Genomic DNA, 23,137 nt, shown 5'->3' on the forward strand with positions numbered 1-23,137 from the left:
AGGAATTTCGTGTCATCTGCTGCCTCGGTTGCATTTTTTTATTAGGATAGCAAAGAAACCCGGCGACGTTAACGATGAATGCAAGGATGCAGTGAAACAAGGGGATTGGTGACGTATCGTCAACACGGTGTTGCCTTGCTTTGGCACCCGAAAATCGCTTAATTGCGCGCCTCAATACCGACAGGACCACCACCATGTTTTCAATCTATGCGACAGCCTGGTCTTTTGCGAAAGCAAATCTGGCTGTGCTGGTGGTCTATGGCGCGCTGTTGCAGGCACTGGATATGTTTGTCGAGTCCACCGGATCAAGTGCCACCTACACGCTGGCACCATGGGTCATCATTTTCTACGCGCTGCACCGGGCCTTTCTCTTTGGTGAGACCCAGCTGCTCCGCAAGGAAAAATCGCCCAAACGGCCGCATGCGATGGGCCGTTTTTTTCTGGCGAGCGGGGCGATGATTGTACCGGCCGCAGCCATGCTTGTCGCTATTGCGATGGGTATTCTTGACCTCGGCTGGTTCCCGAGCGATCCAAACGTGATGGTGATCAGTATAATGGGGCTTATCCTTGGGGCGTTTGTTCTGACATTGCTGTTCTTTGGCACGGCACTGCCCGCAGCCGCATCTGCCGATCAGTGGGGGCCGCCAACAAGCCTCAGCCGGGGCATCAAGACCTGGAAATACGTGCTGGGCGGGCTGCTTGTCGGTCAGGTGCTTTTTACCGCCTGTTTGGTTCTGATCATCTTTGGCCTTGCAAGTTTCGGCCTCCAGATCGGCAGTGGGCTGACCGGCACGGGCGGGATCAATTTTGTGGACGCAGCCCTAGGGCTCGTATTCTCGACCGCCATTGTCTTTGGCAATGTGCTAACGGTTGTTGTGCTGTGCCGCGCCTATGAACGTGTCGCACCCCCTGAAATTCAGGCTTTGCTGGAACATCGCGAAGGCAAGTTTGACGCGTCAGTTTTTGCCTGACCTCTGCAACCAGTCGCGGATATGGGCGGCGTCCTGAGCTAGCGGGAACATAAGGTAGAACACCGCCTTCACCATCCGTCCCAGTCCGATCAATATCCGCGAACCTGGCCCCCTTCAGGTGATCCGCAGACCCGTCATCGGCAGAGGCCGAAAGCCACGTCCAGACTGGTCCGGCTCATACGAGCCCTTCGTAGATCTTGGCGATCTTCGCAACCGCATCTTCGGGCGGCAGTTCTTCGCTTTCGCCGGTCCTGCGGCTGGTCAATTCGACAACGCCATTTTTCAAGCCGCGCGGGCCGACGGTAATGCGCCACGGCAGACCGATCATATCCATGGTGCCGAATTTGGCCCCCGCCCGTTCATCGCGATCATCATAGAGCGGTTCCAGCCCCAGCGCCGTCAAACCGTCATAAAGTGCATCACAGGCTGCGTCGGCTTGGGCGTCGCCTGATTTCATATTCAGAATACCGCAATGGAACGGGGTCACGCCTTCGGGCCAGATAATGCCCTTGTCATCATGATTGGCTTCGATGATCGCGCCAATCAGTCGCGAGACGCCAATCCCGTGAGACCCCATATGCACAGGCACCTTATTGCCTTTGCCATCATCCACCGTGGCGTTCATCGTCTCGGAATATTTGGTTCCGAAATAGAATATTTGCCCCACTTCGATACCACGTGCGGTGCGACGGCGGTCCTCGGGCACGTCTACGAACACACCATCATCATGGGTTTCGTCGGTCCGGGCGTAGGGGGCTGTCCATTCATCAAAGATCGCCTGACATTGCGCCACGTCATCATAGTCGATGACCCGGTCACCCAGATGCAGGTCCGTGACCGCGCTGTCATAAAACACCTCTGACTCGCCGGTTTCAGCCAGCACGAGGAACTCGTGCGTGTCCTCACCACCAATCGGGCCGCTATCGGCGCGCATCGGGATGGCCTTCAGCCCCATGCGTTCATAGGTGCGCAGATAACTGACCAGATGACGGTTATACGCGTGCAGCGCGTCTTCCTTTGTCAGGTCGAAATTATAGCCGTCTTTCATGAAAAACTCGCGGCCACGCATCACGCCAAAACGGGGGCGGACCTCGTCGCGGAATTTCCACTGAATGTGGTAGAGCGTCAGCGGCAGTTCCTTGTAGCTGCCCACATGACTGCGGAAGATATCGGTGATCAGTTCTTCATTGGTCGGACCATACAGCATGTCGCGGCCGTGCCGGTCTTCGATCCGCAGCATCTCACGGCCGTAGTCGTTGTAGCGGCCGCTTTCCTGCCACAACTCGGCCGGTTGCAGCGTTGGCATCAGCATTGGCAGGTGACCGGCGCGCTGCTGTTCCTCATGCACAATATTTTCCAGCTTGCGCAAAACCTTGAAGCCCAGCGGCAGCCATGAATAGATCCCCGCGGTTGCCTGCTTGATCATGCCAGCCTGCAACATGTAGCGGTGGCTGATGATCTGCGCCTCGCGCGGCGTTTCTTTCAGAACGGGCAGAAAATAGCGGCTCATGCGCATCGGATCGGGTTCCTCAATCAATTGCTGAAACCCGGTTTAGGCGGGCATATCCGGACTGGCAAGCACGAGCGGCCTTAGACGCACAAAAACCTCTGGCCGGTCAGGAGGGCGACCAGCCAGAGGCTCTCTGTGGGCGCGCGCCCTCTCACCAGCGCGCGCCCGGACAAGCGGCGATCAGAATCTGACCCGCGCGCCTGCCAGGATCACAGTGACGTCTTCGACATCACCGATACCTTCGACTTCGTAATTGCGGATACCGGCATAGAGCTCGGTGCCCACTGAATCGATGTTCTGGACAGCCAGCACGCCATAAGATGTGCTTTCATCGTCAAGGCCCAGAACGTTTTCGTTGACCGCGTAATCCACAGCAAAGGCGGTTTTGCCAAGCGATGTGAAATCAGCCTGATAGCCGGCCTTGACGTAGCCGAATGTGACATCGTCAGCGACACCATCGGTTTCCTGATTGCCACCGGCCAATGTCAGGCTGAACCCGCTGTCATGCAACGCAGAGAATGAACCATTGATGATTTCCTGATCTGCACCGCCAACAGTTTGTGCGGCATATGCCAGCGCGCCGGCAACCTGAACGCCACCAAAATCGCCCTTATAGGCCGCAGCAACGTCGTAGAAGGTTTCGTCAGCATCTTCTGCATCCGCCCCGACAGAGGCAGACAGGGTCAGCCCACCAAAGGATGGCGTATCGTAACGCAGGCGGTCCCTGCGGCTCAAACCGTCAAGGTTTGTGAACGCGTCGCCCACTGTGGTGCCGATGAAGGCGCCATCGCTGTCGCGGAATTGGACGCCGCCAGCCGTGTCTTCAACACCGGAATAGCCAACGACAGTGGTGCCGGACAGATCGACCTCGGATGTATTGTTGGATGCGGTATCGCCCTGCCCGAATGTCAGACGGCCAAAGCTGTCACTTTCGATATAGGCTTCCAGCTTGCGTTCGGACAGAAAATCGCTGCTGCTGGGGTTTGGATCTGTCTGGCTGACATTCGCGGTTGAATTCGACTCGGCCTGAATTTCGATATTGAAACCTGCGCGCCAGTCTTCGTTGATATCGGCGTCGCCGGTCAGCCGAAAACGGGTGGATGAGTTGTCATTGTCAACAAAAAGGGTGCTGTTGTCGGTGCCGTCATCAACGAACAGGACGCCACGGTTCACCTGACCGGACAGCTTGAGGTTAATGCCGGTGCCGCCACTTGCGACAGTATCGTCTTGGGCGAATGCGGGGGCGGTGCCGAGCGCCAGAAGGCTGGCGGTGATCAGTAGAGTGGTTTTCATGATATTGCTCCTGGGAGGTTGAGAGTTTGTCACTTCGGGGAAAGAAGCTGTCCCTTGACTAGAGCGTCATCACCCCCTCACGAAAGCCCTTGGCCGGGCACAAAGACGTGCAATTCAACACACTGTTTTTGAACGATTTTATTTTCAAAATCCGCACCGAATGTCCTTTTGCTCACCGCAACGCACAAGCCTTGGCAATGCGCGTGTTTATCCGTGATAGATGCGTGAACGACGCCCCGGAAAAGGGCGCTGCGCTGACGCAAGGCGAGGCCGACAAGCCTTGCGCGCAACGCCCGTTTGGGGTGCAAGATGCGCTCACGCAAAAATGGGGCGATGGTGATCAGGGCTGCCCTGAACACAGCCTGTGCGCGGATGATGTATTAGACCTCAATAAACCGCAGCTTTTGCACAAGGACGCACCATTTCGGATAGCTCGGCAATGAGTCGCGTAGCGCTATGCCAAGGGGCACTGTAACAATTGCCGCACGGGCCCATTCGGCATTTGCCGGGTGGTGATCCCCTTGCGCTGGCCCGATCCATGCCGCATCTATCATCTGAATGCAGAAATGGATGAAAACACATGGCACTGCCTGTTTCGCAACAAGCTAAATACTGGGGGATCGTCACCGCGGTCTTCCTGATCATCCTGTGGTTTCTGGGCGACGTGATCCTGCCCTTTGTTCTGGGCGGGGCAATTGCATATTGCCTGGATCCGATTGCGGACCGGCTGGAAAAGGCCGGGTTCAGCCGCACCGTGTCCGTGACGATCATCACGGTCATCGCCGCATTGATCTTTATTCTGCTGATCCTGCTTGTCATCCCGACACTTGTTCAACAAACCATCGCGTTGATTGACACAGCCCCGCAGCTGTTTGATCGGTTGCAGGCCGGCCTGACCGAGCGTTTCCCCGCCCTTGTCGATGCCGACAGCACTATTCGGCAGCAATTGCTCAAAATCGGAGAGGCGATCCAGTCCAAAGGCGCTGAACTGGTCAACGGGGTGCTGACATCGGCCCTTGGATTGATCAACGTGCTGGTTTTGCTGGTCGTTGTTCCGGTTGTTGCATTCTATCTGCTGCTGGATTGGGACAATATGACCGCCCGGATTGATGATCTGCTGCCGCGCGATCACGCGGAAACGGTGCGCCAACTGGCACGGGATGTTGATGCGACGCTGGCGTCATTCATCCGGGGGCAAGGGACTGTTTGCCTTGTTCTGGGTACCTACTATGCCATCGCCCTGATGGTGGCGGGGCTGAATTTCGGGCTTGTCGTGGGCTTTGTGGCCGGGCTGATTTCCTTCATTCCCTATGTGGGTGCGCTGGTCGGGGGGCTGCTGGCCATTGGTCTGGCGATCTTTCAATTCTGGGGAGAATGGACCTCGATCGGCATCGTGGTGATAATTTTCATGATCGGGCAGTTTTTCGAAGGCAACATCCTGACACCAAAACTTGTCGGTGGGTCCATCGGATTGCACCCGGTCTGGCTGATCTTTGCGCTGTCGGTCTTCGGGTCGCTCTTTGGGTTCGTCGGCATGCTGGTGGCCGTACCCGTTGCGGCGATCCTTGGCGTTTTCATCCGCTACGCCCTGACCCAGTACAAGGACAGCTTGCTCTATCGCGGGCAGCACAAGGACGAATGAATGACCCGGCAGCTTTCTTTTGACTGGCCAACAGGGGTTGCGCTGGGTCCGTCGGACTTTTTTGTCAGCGCCGCGAACGAGCAGGCATTTGCAATGCTCAACGCGCCAGACAGCTGGCCCGACCGCAAGCTGGTGGTGACCGGGCAGACCGGATGCGGCAAAAGTCACCTCGCGCGTATCTTTGCGGACGGAGAGCAGGCGCGCATCATCAATGCCGCCGCATTGGCACCTGACTTTCAGCCCAAGGATCAAAATATCGTCGTTGAGGACATGGAAACCCTGCCCCCCACATCGGAAGAGGCGATGTTCCATCTGCACAACCATTTGCGCAACACCGGTGGCCTGCTGCTGATGACGGCGCAGACCGCCCCCGGTCGCTGGCCCATCAAACTGCCTGATCTGGCCAGTCGCATGCAGGCCGCGACCGTTTGCACCATCAGCGACCCGGATGACGCGCTATTGCAGGCCCTGATCATGAAACTGTTCGCAGACCGTCAGATCAGCCCCCGCCCCGAGCTTGTCAGCTATCTGGCCCCGCGTATCGAACGGTCTTTTGCCGCTGCCGCCGCAATCGTGGATCGGCTGGATCATGCCGCGCTGGACCAGCGACGCAAAATCAACATAGCCCTTGCCCGCGAGTTGCTGGACAACCCGGACTAACCCCGCGATACTTGTCACAAGCCTGCAACAAACGCGGGACATTTAGGTCTCATGACAACAGCAAATTTTCTCGAAGGGGACTATCAGGCCCCGACGACACTCGACATTGATCTCGCCAGCCCGGCACGTTTCGTGAACCGGGAGCTAAGTTGGCTTGGGTTCAACTGGCGGGTTCTGGAAGAGGCGGAAAACGAAAGGGTTCCGCTGCTTGAACGGCTGCGCTTTCTGTCGATTTCCGCGACCAATCTTGATGAATTCTACACCGTGCGCGTGGCCGGCCTGCGGGAACTGGCCAATGAGGGCAACACAACCCCCGGTCTGGACGGGCTGAGCCCCGCCGAACAGTTGGTGGTCATTGATGCCGGCGCGCGCCAGTTGATGGCCCGGCAGCAAACCGTCTTTACCACGCTGCAGGCCGCCATGGCCGAAAACGGTATTTTTCTGCTGAACCGGCAGGAACTGAACGATGATGATATCGTCTATCTGGAAGACGTCTTTCTTGAACAGGTCTTCCCGGTGCTGTCCCCGCTTGCGATTGATCCAGCGCACCCGTTTCCGTTCTTGCCCAATGAGGGCTTTGCATTGGCCCTGCAACTGGAACGCCGGTCGGACAAACGTCAATTACGCGCACTTCTGCCCGTTCCCGCCCAGATCAAGCGGTTCGTCCCGCTGCCATCAGTGGATGGCCAGCGCTTTCTGCCGCTCGAAGACCTCTTGCTTCTTTATATTGGCCGGCTGTTTCCGGGCTATGCGATTAAGGGCAGTTGCGCGTTCAAAGTATTGCGCGACAGCGATCTGGAGGTCGAGGACGAAGCCGAAGACCTCGTACGCGAATTCGAAACCGCGCTGAAACGGCGCAGACGCGGTGAAGTTGTCCGGCTGAAAATGTCAGCCGGATCACCTGCTGCTTTGAAAACCCTGATCATGTCGGAACTGCATGTTACTGACGAATCCGTGGTCGAGGTTGATGGCATGATCGGCATCGCTGATCTGGGCGAGCTGGTATTGGAGAACCGCCCTGATCTGCTATGGCCACCCTTCACCCCCCGCGTGCCGGAACGTGTGCAGGACCATGACGGCGACATGTTTGCCGCGATCCGTCAAAAGGACATGCTGCTGCATCATCCTTACGAGACATTCGACATGGTCGTGCGCTTTCTGGCGCAGGCCGCGCGCGATCCGGATGTGGTCGCGATCAAGCAAACCCTGTATCGCACCTCCAAGCGCTCACCCATCGTAAGCGCCCTTTGCGAAGCTGCCGAAGACGGTAAATCGGTCACGGCACTTGTCGAATTGAAGGCCCGTTTTGACGAGGCCGCGAATATCCGGCAATCGCGCAGGCTGGAACGTTCCGGCGCGCACGTGGTCTACGGTTTCCTGAACTACAAGACCCACGCGAAAATCAGCACGGTCGTGCGGCGCGAAGGGGATAGGCTGGTTACCTATACCCATTTTGGCACCGGGAATTACCACCCCATTACTGCCCGGATCTATACCGATCTCAGCCTTTTTACATGTGATGCAAAGCTGGGCCGCGATGCCACGAAGGTGTTCAACTATCTGTCCGGCTACGCCCAGCCCGACGGGTTGCAAAATCTTGCGATTTCGCCCCTGAACCTCAAGCAAACCCTGCTTGACCGGATCGCAGCCGAGGCCGAGAACGCAAAGGCAGGCAAGCCGGCGATGATCTGGGCCAAGATGAACTCGCTCATCGAATCCGATGTCATTGATGCGCTTTATGCAGCCTCGCAGGATGGGGTAAAGATCAGCCTGGTCATTCGCGGGATTTGCGGGCTGCGCCCCGGGGTAGCGGGGCTGTCCGAGAATATCCGGGTCAAATCCATCGTTGGTCGGTTTTTGGAACATTCCCGCATTGTCTGTTTCGGCAATGGCAACGCGCTGCCGTCGAAGAAAGCAAAGGTCTATATGAGCTCGGCCGATTGGATGGGGCGCAATTTGAACCGGCGGGTCGAGACACTGGTGGAAATCAAGAACGCCACAGTTAAAGCACAGATTGTCAGTCAGATCATGGCCGCAAATATGGCTGACGTGACGCAAAGCTGGGTGATGGCGGCCGATGGGTCATTCACCCGGGCAACCGTCCCCGATGACGCATTCCCCTTCAATTGCCACCGTTTCTTCATGGAAAACCCCTCGCTGTCCGGGCGCGGTTCGGCGGGCGCAAGCGACGTTCCCCAATTGACCCACACCGACGATTGACCGATACCTGTTGCCGGGACAGCGGCAGGGATCACATGACACAGCAAACAGACCCGGACGTCATTGATTGGGGTCCCTTTGGGCGGCCATTGTTTGAAGATGCCGCGGCACAGGGGCTTAGCCGGGTTGGGGTTTTGGATGTCGGGTCAAACTCTGTCCGCCTTGTGGTGTTTGATGGGGCGGCACGCTCGCCTGCCTATTTCTACAATGAAAAGGTGATGTGCGCCTTGGGCGCTGGTCTGTCAGAGACCGGGCATCTGAACCCGCAAGGACGGGTGCGCGCCCTGTCAGCGATCCGCCGGTTTGCCGCATTGGCCGAGGGAATGGGCATCCCCCCCCTCACCGCAGTTGCGACAGCCGCCGTGCGCGAGGCGTCGGATGGCCAGGATTTTCGCGCCGAGATTTTGCGCGAAACAGGGATCAAGCTGTGGATCATCGACGGCAAGGAAGAGGCACGTTTATCAGCGCAGGGGGTTCTGCTGGGCTGGCCGGGCAGCTACGGGCTGGTCTGCGATATCGGTGGGTCATCCCTTGAACTGGCAGATCTGGCTGACGGGCGGGTTGGACGGCGCGTGACCTCGGCGCTCGGGCCGCTGAAGCTGCGCGAAATCAAGGGCGGGCGCAAACAGGTCAAGGCCTATGTCCGCGAAACCATGGAACAGCTGCACGAAGAGATGGGCAGCGCAACCGGTGCACGGCTGTTTCTTGTGGGCGGGTCCTGGCGGGCCATCGCCCGTGTTGACATGGAACGCCGGGATTACCCGCTGACGGTGCTGCACGAATATCGAATGACCTCGCGCCAGATCAGCAAAACGGCGGAATATATCCGCAAATCTGACCTGCAGGACCTGCGGGCGCGCTGCAATATCTCGGACAGCCGGATGTCGCTTGTTCCGTTGGCCTCAATCGTGCTGAAGGAACTGATGCGCACCTTCAAACCCAAGGATGTTGCCGTGTCGTCCTACGGTATCCGCGAGGGGATGTTGTTTGAACAAATGCCGCGCGAGTTGCGTGATCGCGACCCCCTGATCGAGGCGTGCCGCTTTGCCGAAGCCAAGGATGCGCGTCTGCCGGGGTTCGGGCGAATCCTCTATGATTTTGTCAAACCTTTGTTCCCGCGCGCAAATTGGCAGCGCAAGCGGATCATCAAGGCCGCCTGCCTGCTGCACGATGTCAGCTGGCGCGCGCATCCTGACTATCGGGGCGAAGTGACTTTTGACAACGCGACGCGGGCCAATCTGGGTGGGCTGAAACACTACGAACGGGTGTTTCTGGGACTTGCGTTGATGAACCGCTACACAAGCAAGACCAACAACACACGGTTTGCGCCGCTCTTTGCCATGTTGGACGATGGGCAGATCAAAGAAGCCGAGATACTGGGCCGTGCGATGCGGCTGGGTGCCATGCTGTGGCTGACCGCAGACGAAGAACCCGGCAGCCTGAAATGGCGCCGTAAGTCAGGCGAATTGACCCTGACGCTGACAAAACATGCCCTCCCGCTTTTTGGCGAGGTTGCCCAAAGCCGGTTCTTGGCGCTTGCCGCCGCGCTGAACGCCAAGGGGCACGTCAAGTTCAAGCGCTGACAGGGTCTGCATTCTGATGCTTTTATCAGCAGATACCCGCCCAATTGATCGCATTTTAGGCAAGCGCGAAACAGGGTGCTGACACTGCCAAGGTGACACCCATTTTTCGCCACAGTTTTTATCCAAAATCTAAGCAATGTGTCGATGGACACATAGGTTTTGACTGATTTGTATTTTGTAGGTGGCGGGGGCTTACAGCGCGAGCGAACGTACGAGGTAGGTGACATGTTGGACGATAAGACCCATTCGGCTTCTAAGCTAAAGATGGATGCAGCGGCGGCAGCGACGCAAGGAAAGCGTAGCTATCAGGAAGACACCATCATCTCGCATTTTCCACTTGGTCAATCATATGGCTATGCGATTGTTGCAGATGGCGTGGGTGGGCATGCGGCAGGCGCAGTTGCCAGCGCAATCGCCACCAGCGAAACATTCAATACCATCAAGATGAACGAAGATCAGGTGACCAACCCGATGTCGGCACCGTTGGTCCTGCGCGAGGCGGCCGAGGCCGCCAATAGTCGCATTCAGACCCATGCGAAAGTGAACCAGGACAGCTTTGGCATGAGCACGACATTGCTTGTTCCGGTGATCACCGGCGACAAGCTTCTGTGGTTGTCCATCGGCGATTCCCCCCTTCTGCTGTTCCGTGCGGGCGCGTTGCGTCAGTTGAATAAAGATCACTCGATGGCCCCTCAGATCGACATGATGGTCAAGGTCGGCTCTATGGATGCTGAGACGGGAAAGAACCATCCGGACCGGAACGCCCTGACCTCGGCGCTGAACGGTGACGAGATCGCGATGATTGATTGCCCGTCGGTCCCGGTGTCCTTGCTGCCCGGCGATATTGTCGTGGCGACAACTGACGGGCTGCAATCGCTTTCCAACGCGGCCATTGCCAACACGTTGATGCAGAATATGCACAAAAGCAGCCGTGAAATTGCGGAATGCTTTCTGACCGCGATCGAGGACAAGGATGCAGAGCATCAGGACAATGCCAGCTTTGTGGTGATCAAGATCGCCTTGGTCGATGATGGCAGCACCGCAACCAACGCAGATGACCTACCGGTTCTCGCGATGGCCGATGCTGTGGACGAGGCGGCGGAAGCAACCGCAGCGCCCGAACCCCAAGCCGCGCCAGAGGCGCCCGCGGCCGAACCGGTCGCCGAAAAGAAGCCTGAAACCTACTGGTATCGCGGTCGGCAATATACCAAGTAGCCCTGCCGCCCCGGGGGCGAACCTCCGTCAATTCGGGATGGTCAGAACAACCGGAAAGTGATCTGATGCCGTGACCAGCGCCTCGCGCAGGTCACGGTCCTCATAGCAGTCTGGATGGTCAAACGGGTGCCAGATCTGCCATGCGGCACCCTGGTTCCGGACACCGGGTGACACCATGATATAATCCAGCAAGGCCTGCAAATAGGGCTGCCCCCGTCGCCGGAACCGGGCCGTCACCGGCATGGCACCGATCCGGCGTCCCAGTGCCATGCGCGCATGCGGGTCAAACAACTCTCTATCCGCCCCTTTGCCCAGCACAATTTCCACGCCGGACTGGCCGAACAGTTTTTCATAGGTGTCCAGCCCCGGACCGTCATTGAAATCACCCAGGACGATCAGATCATCACCGGCGACAAAATGCGCATCCACCCGCCCACGCAGCCAGATGCATTGCGCCAGCTGCTTGCGCCGGTTTTCGATTGATATCCGGATCGCATCCGCATCATCCCGCGCGCCATGCGGGGCCTTTGATTTGGCGTGGACACCGATCAGGCGATACTGCCCGCTGGCCGTCGTCAACGCCACTTCCAGCGGGGGTTTGGACCAGATCACCGGGTCAGGTGCCGCGTCGATGTTCAGATCCATCTGAAAGTGCTGATCAAAGGCAGGAAAGCCGGGATCAGCCCCCGGATCATGCTGGGCCTGCACCACCTTTGGATCATAAAGCAGCGCGATTTCCTGTTGGGTATCATTGCGAAACCCGGTCAGGGCGGTGTTTGCACGCAGCCCGAAACGGGCCGCAAAATTGGCCAACGCCATGGCGCCGTCGCGCTTGCGGCTGCTGTCCGGGGCTTCGATCACCATGACCGCATCAGCATCCAGCGCCTGAAACACATGGCCCAGTGCTGCCGTCTGCTGCGCCCGGGTCACGTTCCAGCGCGACGACCAGCCGTCATCGTCAATCAATTGGCCGTCATCGTCAAAAAGGGCGTTGAACCATTCGACGTTATAGGTGGCGATTTTCATGCGCGCGCATCCTGTATCTGCTCCCAGGCCCGGTTGATCGCAACCATACGCTTTTCGGCGAGCTTGATTGCTTCCTCGGGAACACCCCGCGCCAGCATCTGGTCGGGATGGGTTTCGCGCACCAGCTTGCGCCAGGCGGCGCGAACCTCGTCCATCGGCGCATCGGGATCCACCCGCAGCACATCATATGGATCGCCCTCTGCATCGGTGACGAATTGCGCGCGCACCCCGCGAAAGCGCCGTTCATCAAAGCCGAATATGCCCGCAACATCGCGCAGAAACGCATCTTCCTTTGGGTGGTAATTGCCATCCGCCATGGCGATATGAAACAACCCTTCAAGCAGATCGCATAAGGGGCCATCGTCGCTGCCATACATTGCCTTGATGCGGCGGGCATAGGTATCAAAGCCGGCTACGTCCTGACGGGCCAGATTGAACACGCGGGCTGCGTTCGCCTCCTCTGCGGCGGGGATGACAAAAACCTCGCGAAAGGCGATGACCTCGTCACGCGTCACGATGCCGTCGGCCTTGGCCATCTTTGCGCCCAAGGCGATGACCGCGATTGTAAAGCCAACCGTGCGGTCGGGCGCGGTGCGCAATTTGTCAAAGACAGCCGATAGCGCCTCTCCCTTGGCGAGGGCGGCGATTGCATCGGCAATGCGGGACCAAATGGACATGGGCGGGCCTTTCTAAGCGGCACCTGTCATAGCATTTTCTGCATCAATACCAAATCAATGCGTCGCCCGAACTTGAAACCCACCTGCGAAAGAACTGCAACCTTTTCAAAGCCGATTGCACGGTGAAACGCGATTGCGCCCAGATTTTCACCGCTGATCGCACCGATCAGGGTCTGCAAGCCCTGCTGCCGTGCCAGGTCACACAGCCCGCGCATCAATTCCCGTCCCTGCCCATCACCTTGCGCAGTTTCGGACAGGATAATGCTGTGCTCTGCGGTGAACCGATAGCCCGGCCCGGGCCGAAAAGGGCCAAACCGGGCAAATCCCCCGACATGCCCGGCTTGTTCCAGAACAAGACAGGTCTGTTGCGCGCTGATCAGATTTGCCACTTCCGGAACGGATCGCTCCACCGTCGTGAAGGTATGGCTGGTCTCGCGGATCATATGGTTCCACAGCGCCGCAATGGCGGGCACGTCCTGATCGGTGGCGGGCCGGATCATGACAGCCGGACGGGTCCGTCAGGCCTATCAAAAACGGCCTGGAACCCGGCGGGGCCTGCCGTGACATGAACGCGCGGATCAGGTGTAACGGCGATATCGGCCGCATCCGGATGGAACACCCGGAACCGACGCAAACGGCAGCCACTGTCTGGCAGCGTCGTTGTCGGGTGCGGGACCCCTGCCCCCCATCGCATCAATGTCGGCAAAGCCCCCCCAAAGGGAAGGCCACCATCAGCAGGAACCGTGATTTGCCATGACAGATCGCCACGCTGCAGCGTCATGGGCGGGCCGCAAACCGGAGGCGCCCAACTCAGGTCATCGACACGGCAAATCCAGTTTGCCAGACGTGGCGCACCCACAAACTGATCAAGCCCGAACCAACGCGGCCCCTCAAACGGGGCGGCATCCGGATCGGGCGCAATCACTTCGAGATAGATATCGCCAAGACCAAGCAGCATATTATGGGTGCCGTACCGGGCATGCTTGCCGCCGGGGGCCATTTTGACCCCAAGCGTGTCTTCGACATAAGCCACCCCATCTTCCAGGCGCGTCGCAGCGACTGCAAGATGGTCGAGCGCCATCATCCGCGCGCCTCGCGGATCAGGCTAAGAATGTCCTGGGCGGCTTTGGGAATATTGGTTCCCGGTCCAAAGATCGCCTTGACCCCGTTGTCATACAGGAACTTGTAATCTTGCTGCGGGATGACCCCGCCACAAATGACGATGATATCATCGGCGTCCGCATCCTTGAGCGCCTGCACCAGTTTCGGGGCCAGGGTCTTGTGCCCGGCTGCCTGACTGCTGATCCCGATCACATGCACATCATTGTCGATTGCATCCTGTGCGGCCTCTGCCGGCGTCTGGAACAATGGGCCGACATCCACGTCAAAACCGATATCGGCAAATGCGGTGGCGATGACCTTGGCCCCGCGGTCATGCCCATCCTGGCCCATCTTGACGACCAGCATCCGGGGCCTGCGGCCTTCTTCTGCAGCGAAATTTTCGACGCTTTCCTGAATGGCGGCAAAGCCCTCGTCCCCTTCATAGGCGGCCCCATAGACCCCTGCGAGCGTTTTGACTTCTGCGCGGTGGCGACCGAATGCCTTTTCCATGGCCATGCTGATCTCTCCTACTGTGGCGCGCGCGCGGGCGGCCTCAACTGCGGCTTCGAGCAGATTGCCGCCCTCATTGGCGCAGTGCGTCAGCGCTGCAAGTGCGGCATCGCATGCTGTCTGGTCGCGGGCGGCCTTGGTTGTATCAAGCCGCTTGATCTGCGCCTCGCGGACGGCGGCATTGTCGATATCAAGGATATCAATCGGATCTTCCTTGTCTTTGCGGTATTTGTTGACGCCAACAATGACCTCGATCCCCCGGTCAATCTCGGCCTGACGGCGGGCGGCGGTTTCCTCGATCCGTAGCTTGGGCATGCCGGACGCGACCGCCTCGGTCATGCCGCCCATCTCTTCAACCTCTTCGATCAACTTCCACGCAGCTTCGGCCAGTTCATGCGTCAGATTTTCGACGTAGTAGGAACCGGCAAGCGGGTCGACCACATTGGTCACACCGGTTTCTTCCTGCAAAATCAGCTGGGTATTGCGGGCAATCCGCGCGCTGAACTCGGTGGGCAGGGCAATGGCTTCATCCAGGGCATTCGTGTGCAGCGACTGTGTGCCGCCCAATACCGCGCTCATCGCCTCATAGGCGGTGCGGATCACGTTGTTATAGGGATCTTGTTCCTGCAACGACACGCCGGAGGTCTGGCAGTGGGTGCGCAGCATCGAGGATTTGGGGTTTTTCGGCGCAAACTCTGCCATGATCCGCGACCAGAGCAGTCGGGCGGCCCGCAGTTTTGCGGCCTCCATGAAAAAGTTCATACCGATGGCAAAAAAGAAACTTAGCCTGCCAGCAAACTGATCAACATCCATACCCCGCGCGATGGCCGTGCGCACATATTCGCGCCCATCGGCCAGCGTATAGGCCAGTTCCTGCACCAGGTTCGCGCCCGCCTCTTGCATGTGGTAGCCGCTGATCGAGATCGAATTGAACTTTGGCATCTCACTGGTCGTGTATTCGATGATATCCGCGATGATCCGCATCGACGGCTCGGGCGGATAGACATACGTGTTCCGCACCATGAATTCCTTCAGAATGTCGTTCTGAATGGTGCCGGACAGAACATTGCGCGGATGCCCCTGCTCTTCCCCCGCCACGATGAAATTGGCGAGGATCGGGATCACCGCGCCATTCATTGTCATCGACACGCTGACCTTGTCCAAAGGAATACCATCAAACAGGATCTTCATATCCTCGACACTGTCGATGGCGACACCGGCTTTGCCAACGTCCCCCTCTACGCGCGGATGATCACTGTCATAGCCTCGGTGCGTAGCCAGATCGAAGGCGACAGACACCCCCTGCTGGCCCGCATCCAACGCCTTGCGGTAAAAGGCATTCGATTCCTCTGCCGTAGAAAACCCTGCATATTGCCGGATCGTCCAGGGGCGGCCTGCATACATCGTGGCTTTGACGCCACGGGTGAACGGGGCGGCCCCCGGGATGCCCCCCATATGGGGCAGGTCGGCAGTATCATCGGCCGTGTAAAGCGGGCGCACCTTGATGCCTTCCAACGTGTCCCAGTCCAGCGCATCAAGCGGTTTGCCACGCAACTCTTGCGTTGCGATATCTTCCCAGGTCTTCTTGTCAGTCATGTTGCTCTCCCAAAGGCCGCGCGGCCATCGCGAAATTGTTTGCATTGATTTGCGCAAGGGACTTAGCTTTTGCCAACGCCGCCTCTATATCTAAATTTATGAAAGCATTGACGAACATCCGCTGGGCAGCCCTTGCCATCATCCTGAGTGCGACCACCGCGTCAGCCCAGGACAAGACAATCCTTGAACGCTGGGAAGAGGATCGCAGCCAAATCTTTGACGGCGCCGATATTGCGCTGTCAGAACTGCAATGGGTTGCGCGGCCCCTGGTCGTGTTTGCAGACACGCCCAACGACCCGCGTTTCCAGCAGCAAATGGAAAAACTGGCCGCTGGTCTTGACGATCTGGCCGAACGCGACGTGATCATCATCCGCGATACGGACCCGGCTGCGGCGACAGAGTTGCGTACGACGCTGCGCCCGCGCGGGTACATGATGGCGCTGCTGGGCAAGGACGGGCGCGTGGCCCTGCGCAAGCCCAGCCCATGGAGCGTGCGCGAGCTTTCGCGATCCATCGACAAGATGCCGCTGCGCCAGCAGGAAATCCAGGATCGCAGGTTGGGCAACTGATCAAGCATTCTGTGCTCTGTCAGTAAGCTGGTCGGTTCGCGGCATTGCCCCCCGCAGAGGCAGGACTGTGCGCGTGATGATCCGCTTATGCCGCACCTATTCGAACTCCATAATCACGTCATCCACCGCAAGGCTGTCGCCGGCGCCGGCATTGACTTTCTTGACGACCCCTTTGCGTTCCGCCCGCAGGATATTTTCCATCTTCATCGCCTCAACGGTGCAAAGCGCCTGCCCTTCCTGCACCTCGTCACCGGCGGCGACATCCACTTTCACAATCAAGCCAGGCATTGGGCATAGCAGGAATTTCGATGTATCCGGCGGCAGTTTCTCGGGCATCAGGGCCGCCAATTCGGCCTGACGGGGCGTGCGCACATGGACTTTCAGGTCAGCCCCCCGATAACGCACCCGGAACCCGCCAGAGATTTTGCCGATTTTCAAAACCAAAGGAAGACCATCGACCATGAGCCTGGCCAGCGGTTGCCCCGGTGTCCAATCGCTTTCGACCCGGTGTGTTGTGCCGTTGATCGCGACGTCCGATCCGGCCTTATCGGCAGTGATCGCCACCTCATGTGACTGACCTTGCAGGCTGACGACCCAGTCTTCGCCCACATGCCTTTCGTGATTATCCATCCGGCCTGAAATGCGTGTGCGGCGAATTTCGGCCACGCGATGCATGGCGGCCGCAGCGGCCGCAATACGGGTACAGGCCGCGTCGGGCAATGTGACCCCCTCGAACCCATCGGGGTATTCTTCTTCGATAAAGGCCGTGGTCATGTTGCCCGAGGTGAATTTCGGGTGATCGTAGACGGCCGCAAGGAAGGGCAGGTTATGTCCGATCCCCTCAAGCTCGAACCCGTCAAGCGCCAGCCGCATTTCTTCGATTGCGGTGGCCCGGTCCGGGGCCCAGGTACAGAGCTTGGCGATCATCGGGTCGTAATACATGCTGATCTCGCCGCCTTCGAACACGCCGGTATCGTTGCGGACGGCCCGGGTTGCCTCAGCCTCTTCGACCGGTGGGCGGTAACGGGTCAGCCGCCCGATAGAGGGCAAAAAGTTGCGATAGGGATCTTCGGCATAAAGCCGGCTTTCCATCGCCCAGCCGTTGATTTTCAGATCCTTCTGTTCAAAGGGCAGCTTTTCGCCAGCGGCAACGCGGATCATCTGTTCGACCAGATCGACACCGGTGATCAATTCGGTCACCGGGTGTTCGACCTGCAGACGGGTGTTCATTTCCAGGAAGTAGAAGTTGCGGTCGCCATCAACGATGAATTCAACCGTACCCGCGCTGGCATAGCCCACCGCCTGGGCCAATGCGGTTGATTGCTCGCCCATGGCTTTGCGGGTGGCCTCGTCCAGAAAGGGGCTTGGGGCCTCTTCGATGACCTTTTGGTTGCGGCGCTGGATGGAACACTCGCGTTCATGCAGATAGACCGCATTACCGTGACTGTCACACAGCACCTGAATTTCGATGTGGCGCGGCTGGGTCACGAATTTTTCGATGAAGATCCGGTCATCACCAAAGCTGTTGGCAGCCTCGTTCTTGGACGATTGGAACCCCTCGCGGGCCTCATCATCGTTCCAGGCAATCCGCATCCCCTTGCCGCCACCGCCGGCAGAAGCCTTGATCATCACCGGGTAGCCAACCTCGTTAGAGATTTTGACCGCCTCGTCTGCATCCGCGATCAACCCCATATATCCCGGCACCGTCGAGACATTGGCGTCCTGCGCGATCTTTTTAGAGGTAATCTTGTCCCCCATGGCCTCGATCGCGCCTTTGGGTGGTCCGATAAAGGCAACGCCGGCGGCCTCTAATGCCTCGGCGAATTTGGGGTTTTCGGACAGAAAGCCATAGCCCGGATGCACAGCCTCTGCACCGGTTTGCCGGATCGCATCCATCACCTTGTCAATCACAATATAAGACTGGTTTGCCGGGGGCGGGCCGATATGCACGGCCTCATCGGCCATTTTGACATGCAGCGCATTGCGATCAGCATCGGAATAGATCGCAACCGTCTGGATGCCCATCTTGCGGGCTGTCTTGATCACGCGGCAGGCGATTTCGCCGCGATTGGCGATGAGTATTTTCTTGAACATTAGATTCCGTCCCCAAAACGCAGAACCGCCGCCGGGGTTAGCCCCCGACGACGGTTCCATTGATGCAATCGCGCGTCAGACGCGCGTGTATTCAGACTAGCGGCAGCCGTTGATGCCCGCGTCGTCGCAAAGTACGCCAGCTGCGGCGCCTGCAAGGATTGTCCCTGTGCGATCTGTGCCCAGAACCTCGGACGCGACAAGACCAGCGCCTGCACCCGCAACGCCACGTTCCACGTCGCCTTCAAGGCAGCCAGCCAGACCGAAAATGGCCACAGTGGCAAGGATAAGTGATGATTTCTGCATTGTCTTCTGCCTAACTTTTGTTTCGGATCCACGCCGGAATTAGCGCGGGCCTGCGATACTTCCATAGCGTTTTGCGGCTGATATCCAATATCAGTCGTAAATTTATGGTAAAATCGGCGGAAAACGGAAACCGGTCTGCTCTGGGACAGAGCAGACCGGTAAGGGGAAGGGTAACGGTGTTGACAAGTTGCAGCCAAACACTTGCTGTTGTCTCCGGCTACAAGACCAACACTGGACCATTGCGGCGCACCGGCCAAGCGTCTGTTGTGACCCCGCGTCAAATGGGCGGTTTCCCGCTTAGATTGTATCGTCGCAGCCAACCTCCCGCGCATCATCGGTCAATCACCTCGGGAAAGCTTTGCCGTGCGACGGCAACGTCGATCTGCAACAACGCATCATAACTTGCGGGATCAAACGGGTCTTCGGCGGGGATGACCTCGCGGCCGAACAACCAGCTCAGGCGGCCGGCATCAAGATTGCCGCGCACAAAAGGCGCATCGCCGAAATGTTCCCACAGCGCCTGCATGAAACCCGCATCGGCCCGCTTGTCGGGTGGCCGGCGGTCTGCGTAACGCGGGCGCTCTGTCAACGGCGTGGCACCGCCCTTGTTGGCGCGGCGGATCGTGAACTGAAAATCAGTGCCCGGCAGTCGGCCCGGGAAGCCCCGGTGTTTTTCCATATCAGGCAGCATCGCACACCCCGCCCCATGATGGTCGCGCCGCGGACAAATCTGATGATCTGCCCGCAGCACTTAGCGATGGTTTTGTCGACTTAACGGGTGGTCTGGATGACCGCCATATCCGAAGAGTATCGTAAAGGTCCCCGGTCATGGCTTCCCGACACAGCCACAAGCGCCATAAGCGCTGCAACCACGAAAGCCATAAGTCCCTGTACCATTTTTGTTGCCTGCCTCTGATTGTGCAAATTGCCCGGCACAGACGGTGCTGAGCAACCCACGAGGGCACGATCATGGGATCGCGTGCCGTCAGAGTAGCAAGAAATGCCGTATTTTCATACGGCTCGCCGGTAAAGTTCGCGTCAAGCTGCGCGGTTTCGGCAAAAAGGTGACATCCGGCGCGCCGGTCCACCAGATACTGTGGCGAACACACCAAAGGATCGAGATGTTGCGCATCCCGCCCAGCGCTCTTTTGCCGAAGCGGGCCGCCTGACGGCTCAAACCGCGGGTCATATGGCCACAAACCAGTCATTACAGCGGAATATTGTCGTGCTTTTTCCAGGGGTGCTCGCGGGTCTTGCCACGCATGGACGCAAAGGCCCGGCATATCCTTTTGCGGGTCGAATGCGGCATGATCACTTCGTCGATAAACCCCTTTTCGGCGGCCACAAAGGGGTTGGCAAAGCGGTCTTCATATTCCTTGGTATGGGCGGCGATCTTGTCAGCATCACCCAGATCAGCCCGATGAATAATCTCTGTCGCCCCTTTTGCCCCCATCACTGCAACCTCCGCCGTGGGCCAGGCGTAGTTGAAATCGCCATTGAGGTGTTTGGACGCCATCACAACATAAGCGCCGCCATAGGCCTTGCGGGTGATGACCGTAACCTTGGGCACCGTGGCCTCGCCATATGCAAAGAGCAGCTTGGCCCCATGCTTGATCACCCCGCCATATTCCTGACTGGTCCCGGGCAAAAAGCCCGGCACATCCACCAGCGTCAGGATCGGTATCTCAAACGCATCACAGAAGCGGACAAAGCGGGCAGCCTTTCTGGCGCTGTCGATGTCGATACAGCCCGCCAGCACCATCGGCTGGTTGGCGACAACACCAACGGTCGCGCCCTCCAGCCGGATGAAACCGGTCAGGATGTTCTTGGCGAACTCGGCCTGAATTTCGTAGAAATCCCCCTCATCGGCAAGTTTCAGGATCAGTTCCTTCATGTCATAGGGGGTGTTGGGATTGTCGGGGATCAAGGTATCAAGACTGTCCTCGACCCGGTTCACATCATCAAAGAACGGGCGGACGGGGGGCTTTTCGCGGTTATGCAGCGGCAGGAAATCCACAAGCCGGCGCACTTCGGCAAGGGCCTCAACATCGTTGTCAAAGGCCGCATCAGCGACCGAGGATTTCTTGGTATGGGTTCCAGCGCCGCCCAGCTCCTCGGCGGTCACCATTTCGTTCGTGACCGTCTTGACCACATCGGGCCCGGTCACAAACATGTAAGAGCTGTCTTTGACCATAAAAATAAAGTCCGTCATCGCCGGACTGTAGACAGCCCCCCCCGCCGTTGGGCCCATGATCACGCTGATCTGCGGCACCACCCCCGACGCCGAGATGTTGCGTTGAAATACCTCACCATAAGCGGCCAGGCTGGCCACACCTTCCTGAATGCGCGCGCCGCCTGAGTCGTTGATCCCGATCACCGGGGCGCCGTTGCGCACAGCCATATCCATGATCTTGCAGATTTTCTGCGCATGGGTCTCGGAAACCGATCCACCCATGACGGTGAAATCCTGACTGAACACATAGACCATGCGGCCATTGATGGTGCCCCAACCGGTGACCACGCCATCACCGGCGGGACGATCAGCCTCCATCCCGAAATCGGTACAGCGATGGGCCACGAACATGTCAAACTCTTCAAAGGACTCTGCATCAAGCAGCAGTTCGATCCGCTCGCGGGCCGTCAGCTTGCCTTTGGCATGCTGGGCCTCCACACGGCGCGGGCCGCCGCCAAGACGTGCCGCCGCGCGGCGATCTTCAAGCTCTTGCAAAACGTCCATGAAACCATCTCCCCGATTTTTGCTGGGTCAATACAGGCAAATACCGGATGACAGAAGGAGAAATGAGAAAATTTGCAAACTATACGATTTGCAGATTTATAATTTTGCAAATCTGCAAACAATGCGGCCGCATAGCGGCCTTGCGCCGCGCCCTTATGGACAGTCCGAAATTGGCGGCATAGGTCTGACAGATGACCTCATTGCCGCTTATCCGTTTTCTGGACCGGTCCACGCCGCCCCATATCATGACGCTGATCCTGATCACGGGCATGTCGGCGCTGAACATGTCGATCTTTCTGCCCTCACTGGCCACAATGACCGACTATTTCCAGACCGATTATGCGATCATGCAAATCGCCCTGTCCGGATATCTGGCCGCAACAGCCGTCCTGCAAATATTCATTGGTCCGATTTCAGATCGCTTCGGACGGCGCAAAATGGTGATCGGGTCACTGGTTGTCTTTGTTCTGGCCACGATCGGCACCTATCTTGCCGAAAGCGTCGAGGCTTTCCTGTTCTTTCGGATCATGCAGGCCGCCGTTGCCACATCCATGGCGCTAAGCCGGGCGATTGTGCGCGATATGGTCCCGCAGGCCGAGGCCGCGTCGATGATTGGCTATGTCACGATGGGTATGGCGATTGTGCCAATGATCGGCCCGATGATCGGCGGCGCCCTGGACGAGGCCTTTGGCTGGCACGCCACATTCATCTTTCTTGGGGCGGCCGGTCTGGCCGTATTGGTGCTTTGCATCTTCGACCTGGGTGAAACCGTCAAGGAAGGCGGGGTCAGTTTTTCCGATCAGATCAAAGGCTATCCCGAACTTTTGCGGTCGCCACGATTTTGGGGATATGTCCTTTGCTCGGCCTTCAGCTCGGGCGCGTTTTTCGCGCTGCTTGGGGGCGCGTCTTTTGTTGCCAGCGGCCTTTTCAACCTGTCCCCATTATGGAGCGGTGTTGCGCTTGGCGCACCCGCCATCGGCTATGCGGCGGGCAACTTTCTGTCGGGGCGGTTTTCGGTCCAGATGGGCATCAACATGATGGCCCTGATCGGGACAGCAGTGACCATTCTGGGGCTGGGCATTTCGGTTATTCTGACGCTTGCCGGCGTGGTACACCCGCTGAACTTCTTTGGGTTCTGTGTCTTTCTGGGGATCGGCAATGGCATGACCTTGCCCAATGTCATGGCAGGGTCGATTTCCGTCCGGCCACATCTGGCGGGAACAGCCAGCGGATTGGGCGGCGCGATCATGATCGGCGGCGGCGCGGCACTGTCGCAAATTGCAGGCGGCTTGCTGACGACCGAAACAGGCACCTTGCCGCTGCAACTGGTGATGCTGGGGGTCTCGGTCCTTGCAATGCTGTCGGTCATTTTTGTGGTGTGGCGCGAAAAACAGATCGCTTGACCGCCAATTTGCAGCAGCTAAACCTAG

General features: G+C 58.3%; 21 protein-coding genes. 9 read left to right on the top strand and 12 right to left on the bottom strand.

Annotated elements, in window-relative coordinates; all coding sequences use genetic code 11:
• Window positions 1–194: 194 nt before the first annotated feature.
• Window positions 195–971 (top strand): hypothetical protein, encoded by a 777-nt coding sequence (locus tag AABB31_RS08685; protein ID WP_342078511.1) that lies wholly within the window; start codon window positions 195–197, stop codon window positions 969–971.
• Window positions 972–1,146: 175 nt separating this feature from the next.
• On the opposite strand, the gene proS is transcribed toward AABB31_RS08685, so the two are convergent.
• Window positions 1,147–2,487 (bottom strand): proline--tRNA ligase, encoded by a 1,341-nt coding sequence (gene proS, locus AABB31_RS08690; protein WP_342078863.1) that lies wholly within the window; start codon window positions 2,485–2,487, stop codon window positions 1,147–1,149.
• Between the two features lie 174 nt (window positions 2,488–2,661).
• Window positions 2,662–3,774, bottom strand: coding sequence for a porin (locus AABB31_RS08695; RefSeq protein ID WP_342078510.1), 1,113 nt, complete (start codon window positions 3,772–3,774; stop codon window positions 2,662–2,664).
• Window positions 3,775–3,863: 89 nt separating this feature from the next.
• Between AABB31_RS08695 and AABB31_RS08700 the strand changes: the two genes are divergently transcribed.
• The 6 genes from AABB31_RS08700 (at window position 3,864) to AABB31_RS08725 (ending at window position 11,094) form a co-directional block, all read left to right on the top strand.
• Window positions 3,864–4,217 carry a hypothetical protein gene (locus tag AABB31_RS08700; protein ID WP_342078509.1) on the top strand — a complete coding sequence of 118 codons (354 nt, stop codon included), beginning with the start codon at window positions 3,864–3,866 and terminating at the stop codon, window positions 4,215–4,217.
• A gap of 137 nt (window positions 4,218–4,354) precedes the next feature.
• On the top strand, window positions 4,355–5,416 hold the full coding sequence (locus AABB31_RS08705) for an AI-2E family transporter (protein WP_342078508.1): 1,062 nt from the start codon (window positions 4,355–4,357) through the stop codon (window positions 5,414–5,416).
• Window positions 5,417–6,076 carry a chromosomal replication initiator DnaA gene (locus tag AABB31_RS08710; protein ID WP_373635635.1) on the top strand — a complete coding sequence of 220 codons (660 nt, stop codon included), beginning with the start codon at window positions 5,417–5,419 and terminating at the stop codon, window positions 6,074–6,076.
• A gap of 51 nt (window positions 6,077–6,127) precedes the next feature.
• Window positions 6,128–8,296 (top strand): RNA degradosome polyphosphate kinase, encoded by a 2,169-nt coding sequence (locus tag AABB31_RS08715; RefSeq protein WP_342078505.1) that lies wholly within the window; start codon window positions 6,128–6,130, stop codon window positions 8,294–8,296.
• A gap of 35 nt (window positions 8,297–8,331) precedes the next feature.
• Window positions 8,332–9,879 carry a Ppx/GppA family phosphatase gene (locus tag AABB31_RS08720; RefSeq protein ID WP_373635636.1) on the top strand — a complete coding sequence of 516 codons (1,548 nt, stop codon included), beginning with the start codon at window positions 8,332–8,334 and terminating at the stop codon, window positions 9,877–9,879.
• Window positions 9,880–10,104: 225 nt separating this feature from the next.
• Window positions 10,105–11,094 carry a protein phosphatase 2C domain-containing protein gene (locus AABB31_RS08725; RefSeq protein WP_342078504.1) on the top strand — a complete coding sequence of 330 codons (990 nt, stop codon included), beginning with the start codon at window positions 10,105–10,107 and terminating at the stop codon, window positions 11,092–11,094.
• Window positions 11,095–11,121: 27 nt separating this feature from the next.
• On the opposite strand, the gene AABB31_RS08730 is transcribed toward AABB31_RS08725, so the two are convergent.
• Genes AABB31_RS08730 through scpA form a run of 5 tightly spaced genes read right to left on the bottom strand, consistent with a single transcriptional unit; the run spans window position 11,122 to window position 16,004 of the window.
• The gene (locus AABB31_RS08730; RefSeq protein ID WP_373635637.1) at window positions 11,122–12,120 is read right to left on the bottom strand and encodes an endonuclease/exonuclease/phosphatase family protein; all 999 of its coding nucleotides are present in this window, start codon (window positions 12,118–12,120) and stop codon (window positions 11,122–11,124) included.
• Window positions 12,117–12,797: a TerB family tellurite resistance protein gene (locus tag AABB31_RS08735; RefSeq protein ID WP_342078503.1), complete on the bottom strand. Its 681-nt coding sequence runs from the start codon at window positions 12,795–12,797 to the stop codon at window positions 12,117–12,119. The genes AABB31_RS08730 and AABB31_RS08735 overlap by 4 nt, the downstream gene beginning before the upstream one ends.
• Window positions 12,798–12,823: 26 nt before the next feature.
• On the bottom strand, window positions 12,824–13,297 hold the full coding sequence (locus AABB31_RS08740; protein WP_342078502.1) for an N-acetyltransferase family protein: 474 nt from the start codon (window positions 13,295–13,297) through the stop codon (window positions 12,824–12,826).
• Entirely contained in the window at window positions 13,294–13,881 is a 588-nt protein-coding gene (locus AABB31_RS08745; protein WP_373635638.1) for a VOC family protein, read from the bottom strand. The genes AABB31_RS08740 and AABB31_RS08745 overlap by 4 nt, the downstream gene beginning before the upstream one ends.
• Window positions 13,878–16,004 (bottom strand): methylmalonyl-CoA mutase, encoded by a 2,127-nt coding sequence (scpA, locus tag AABB31_RS08750; protein WP_373635639.1) that lies wholly within the window; start codon window positions 16,002–16,004, stop codon window positions 13,878–13,880. Before scpA ends, AABB31_RS08745 begins: the two co-directional genes overlap by 4 nt.
• A 98-nt stretch (window positions 16,005–16,102) precedes the next feature.
• Between scpA and AABB31_RS08755 the strand changes: the two genes are divergently transcribed.
• A complete protein-coding gene (locus AABB31_RS08755; protein ID WP_342078499.1) occupies window positions 16,103–16,573 on the top strand; it encodes a DUF4174 domain-containing protein in 471 nt (156 codons plus the stop codon).
• A gap of 96 nt (window positions 16,574–16,669) precedes the next feature.
• Here AABB31_RS08755 and AABB31_RS08760 read toward each other — a convergent pair whose 3' ends face one another.
• From AABB31_RS08760 to AABB31_RS08780, 5 genes are all read right to left on the bottom strand, one after another.
• Window positions 16,670–18,667, bottom strand: a complete 1,998-nt coding sequence (locus AABB31_RS08760; protein WP_342078498.1) for an acetyl/propionyl/methylcrotonyl-CoA carboxylase subunit alpha — start codon at window positions 18,665–18,667, stop codon at window positions 16,670–16,672.
• Between the two features lie 96 nt (window positions 18,668–18,763).
• Window positions 18,764–18,970 (bottom strand): hypothetical protein, encoded by a 207-nt coding sequence (locus AABB31_RS08765; RefSeq protein WP_342078497.1) that lies wholly within the window; start codon window positions 18,968–18,970, stop codon window positions 18,764–18,766.
• 331 nt (window positions 18,971–19,301) lie between these two features.
• Entirely contained in the window at window positions 19,302–19,649 is a 348-nt protein-coding gene (locus tag AABB31_RS08770; RefSeq protein WP_342078862.1) for a hypothetical protein, read from the bottom strand.
• Between the two features lie 92 nt (window positions 19,650–19,741).
• Window positions 19,742–19,867, bottom strand: a complete 126-nt coding sequence (locus AABB31_RS08775; RefSeq protein ID WP_342078496.1) for a hypothetical protein — start codon at window positions 19,865–19,867, stop codon at window positions 19,742–19,744.
• 310 nt (window positions 19,868–20,177) lie between these two features.
• Complete coding sequence (locus AABB31_RS08780; protein ID WP_373635640.1) at window positions 20,178–21,707, bottom strand: acyl-CoA carboxylase subunit beta; 1,530 nt, start codon at window positions 21,705–21,707, stop codon at window positions 20,178–20,180.
• Between the two features lie 191 nt (window positions 21,708–21,898).
• Here AABB31_RS08780 and AABB31_RS08785 point away from each other — a divergent pair, with 191 nt between their 5' ends.
• Complete coding sequence (locus tag AABB31_RS08785) at window positions 21,899–23,110, top strand: multidrug effflux MFS transporter (protein WP_342078494.1); 1,212 nt, start codon at window positions 21,899–21,901, stop codon at window positions 23,108–23,110.
• Window positions 23,111–23,137: the final 27 nt, after the last annotated feature.

The organism is Yoonia sp. SS1-5 (assembly GCF_038443705.2).
Lineage (GTDB): Bacteria > Pseudomonadota > Alphaproteobacteria > Rhodobacterales > Rhodobacteraceae > Yoonia > Yoonia rhodophyticola.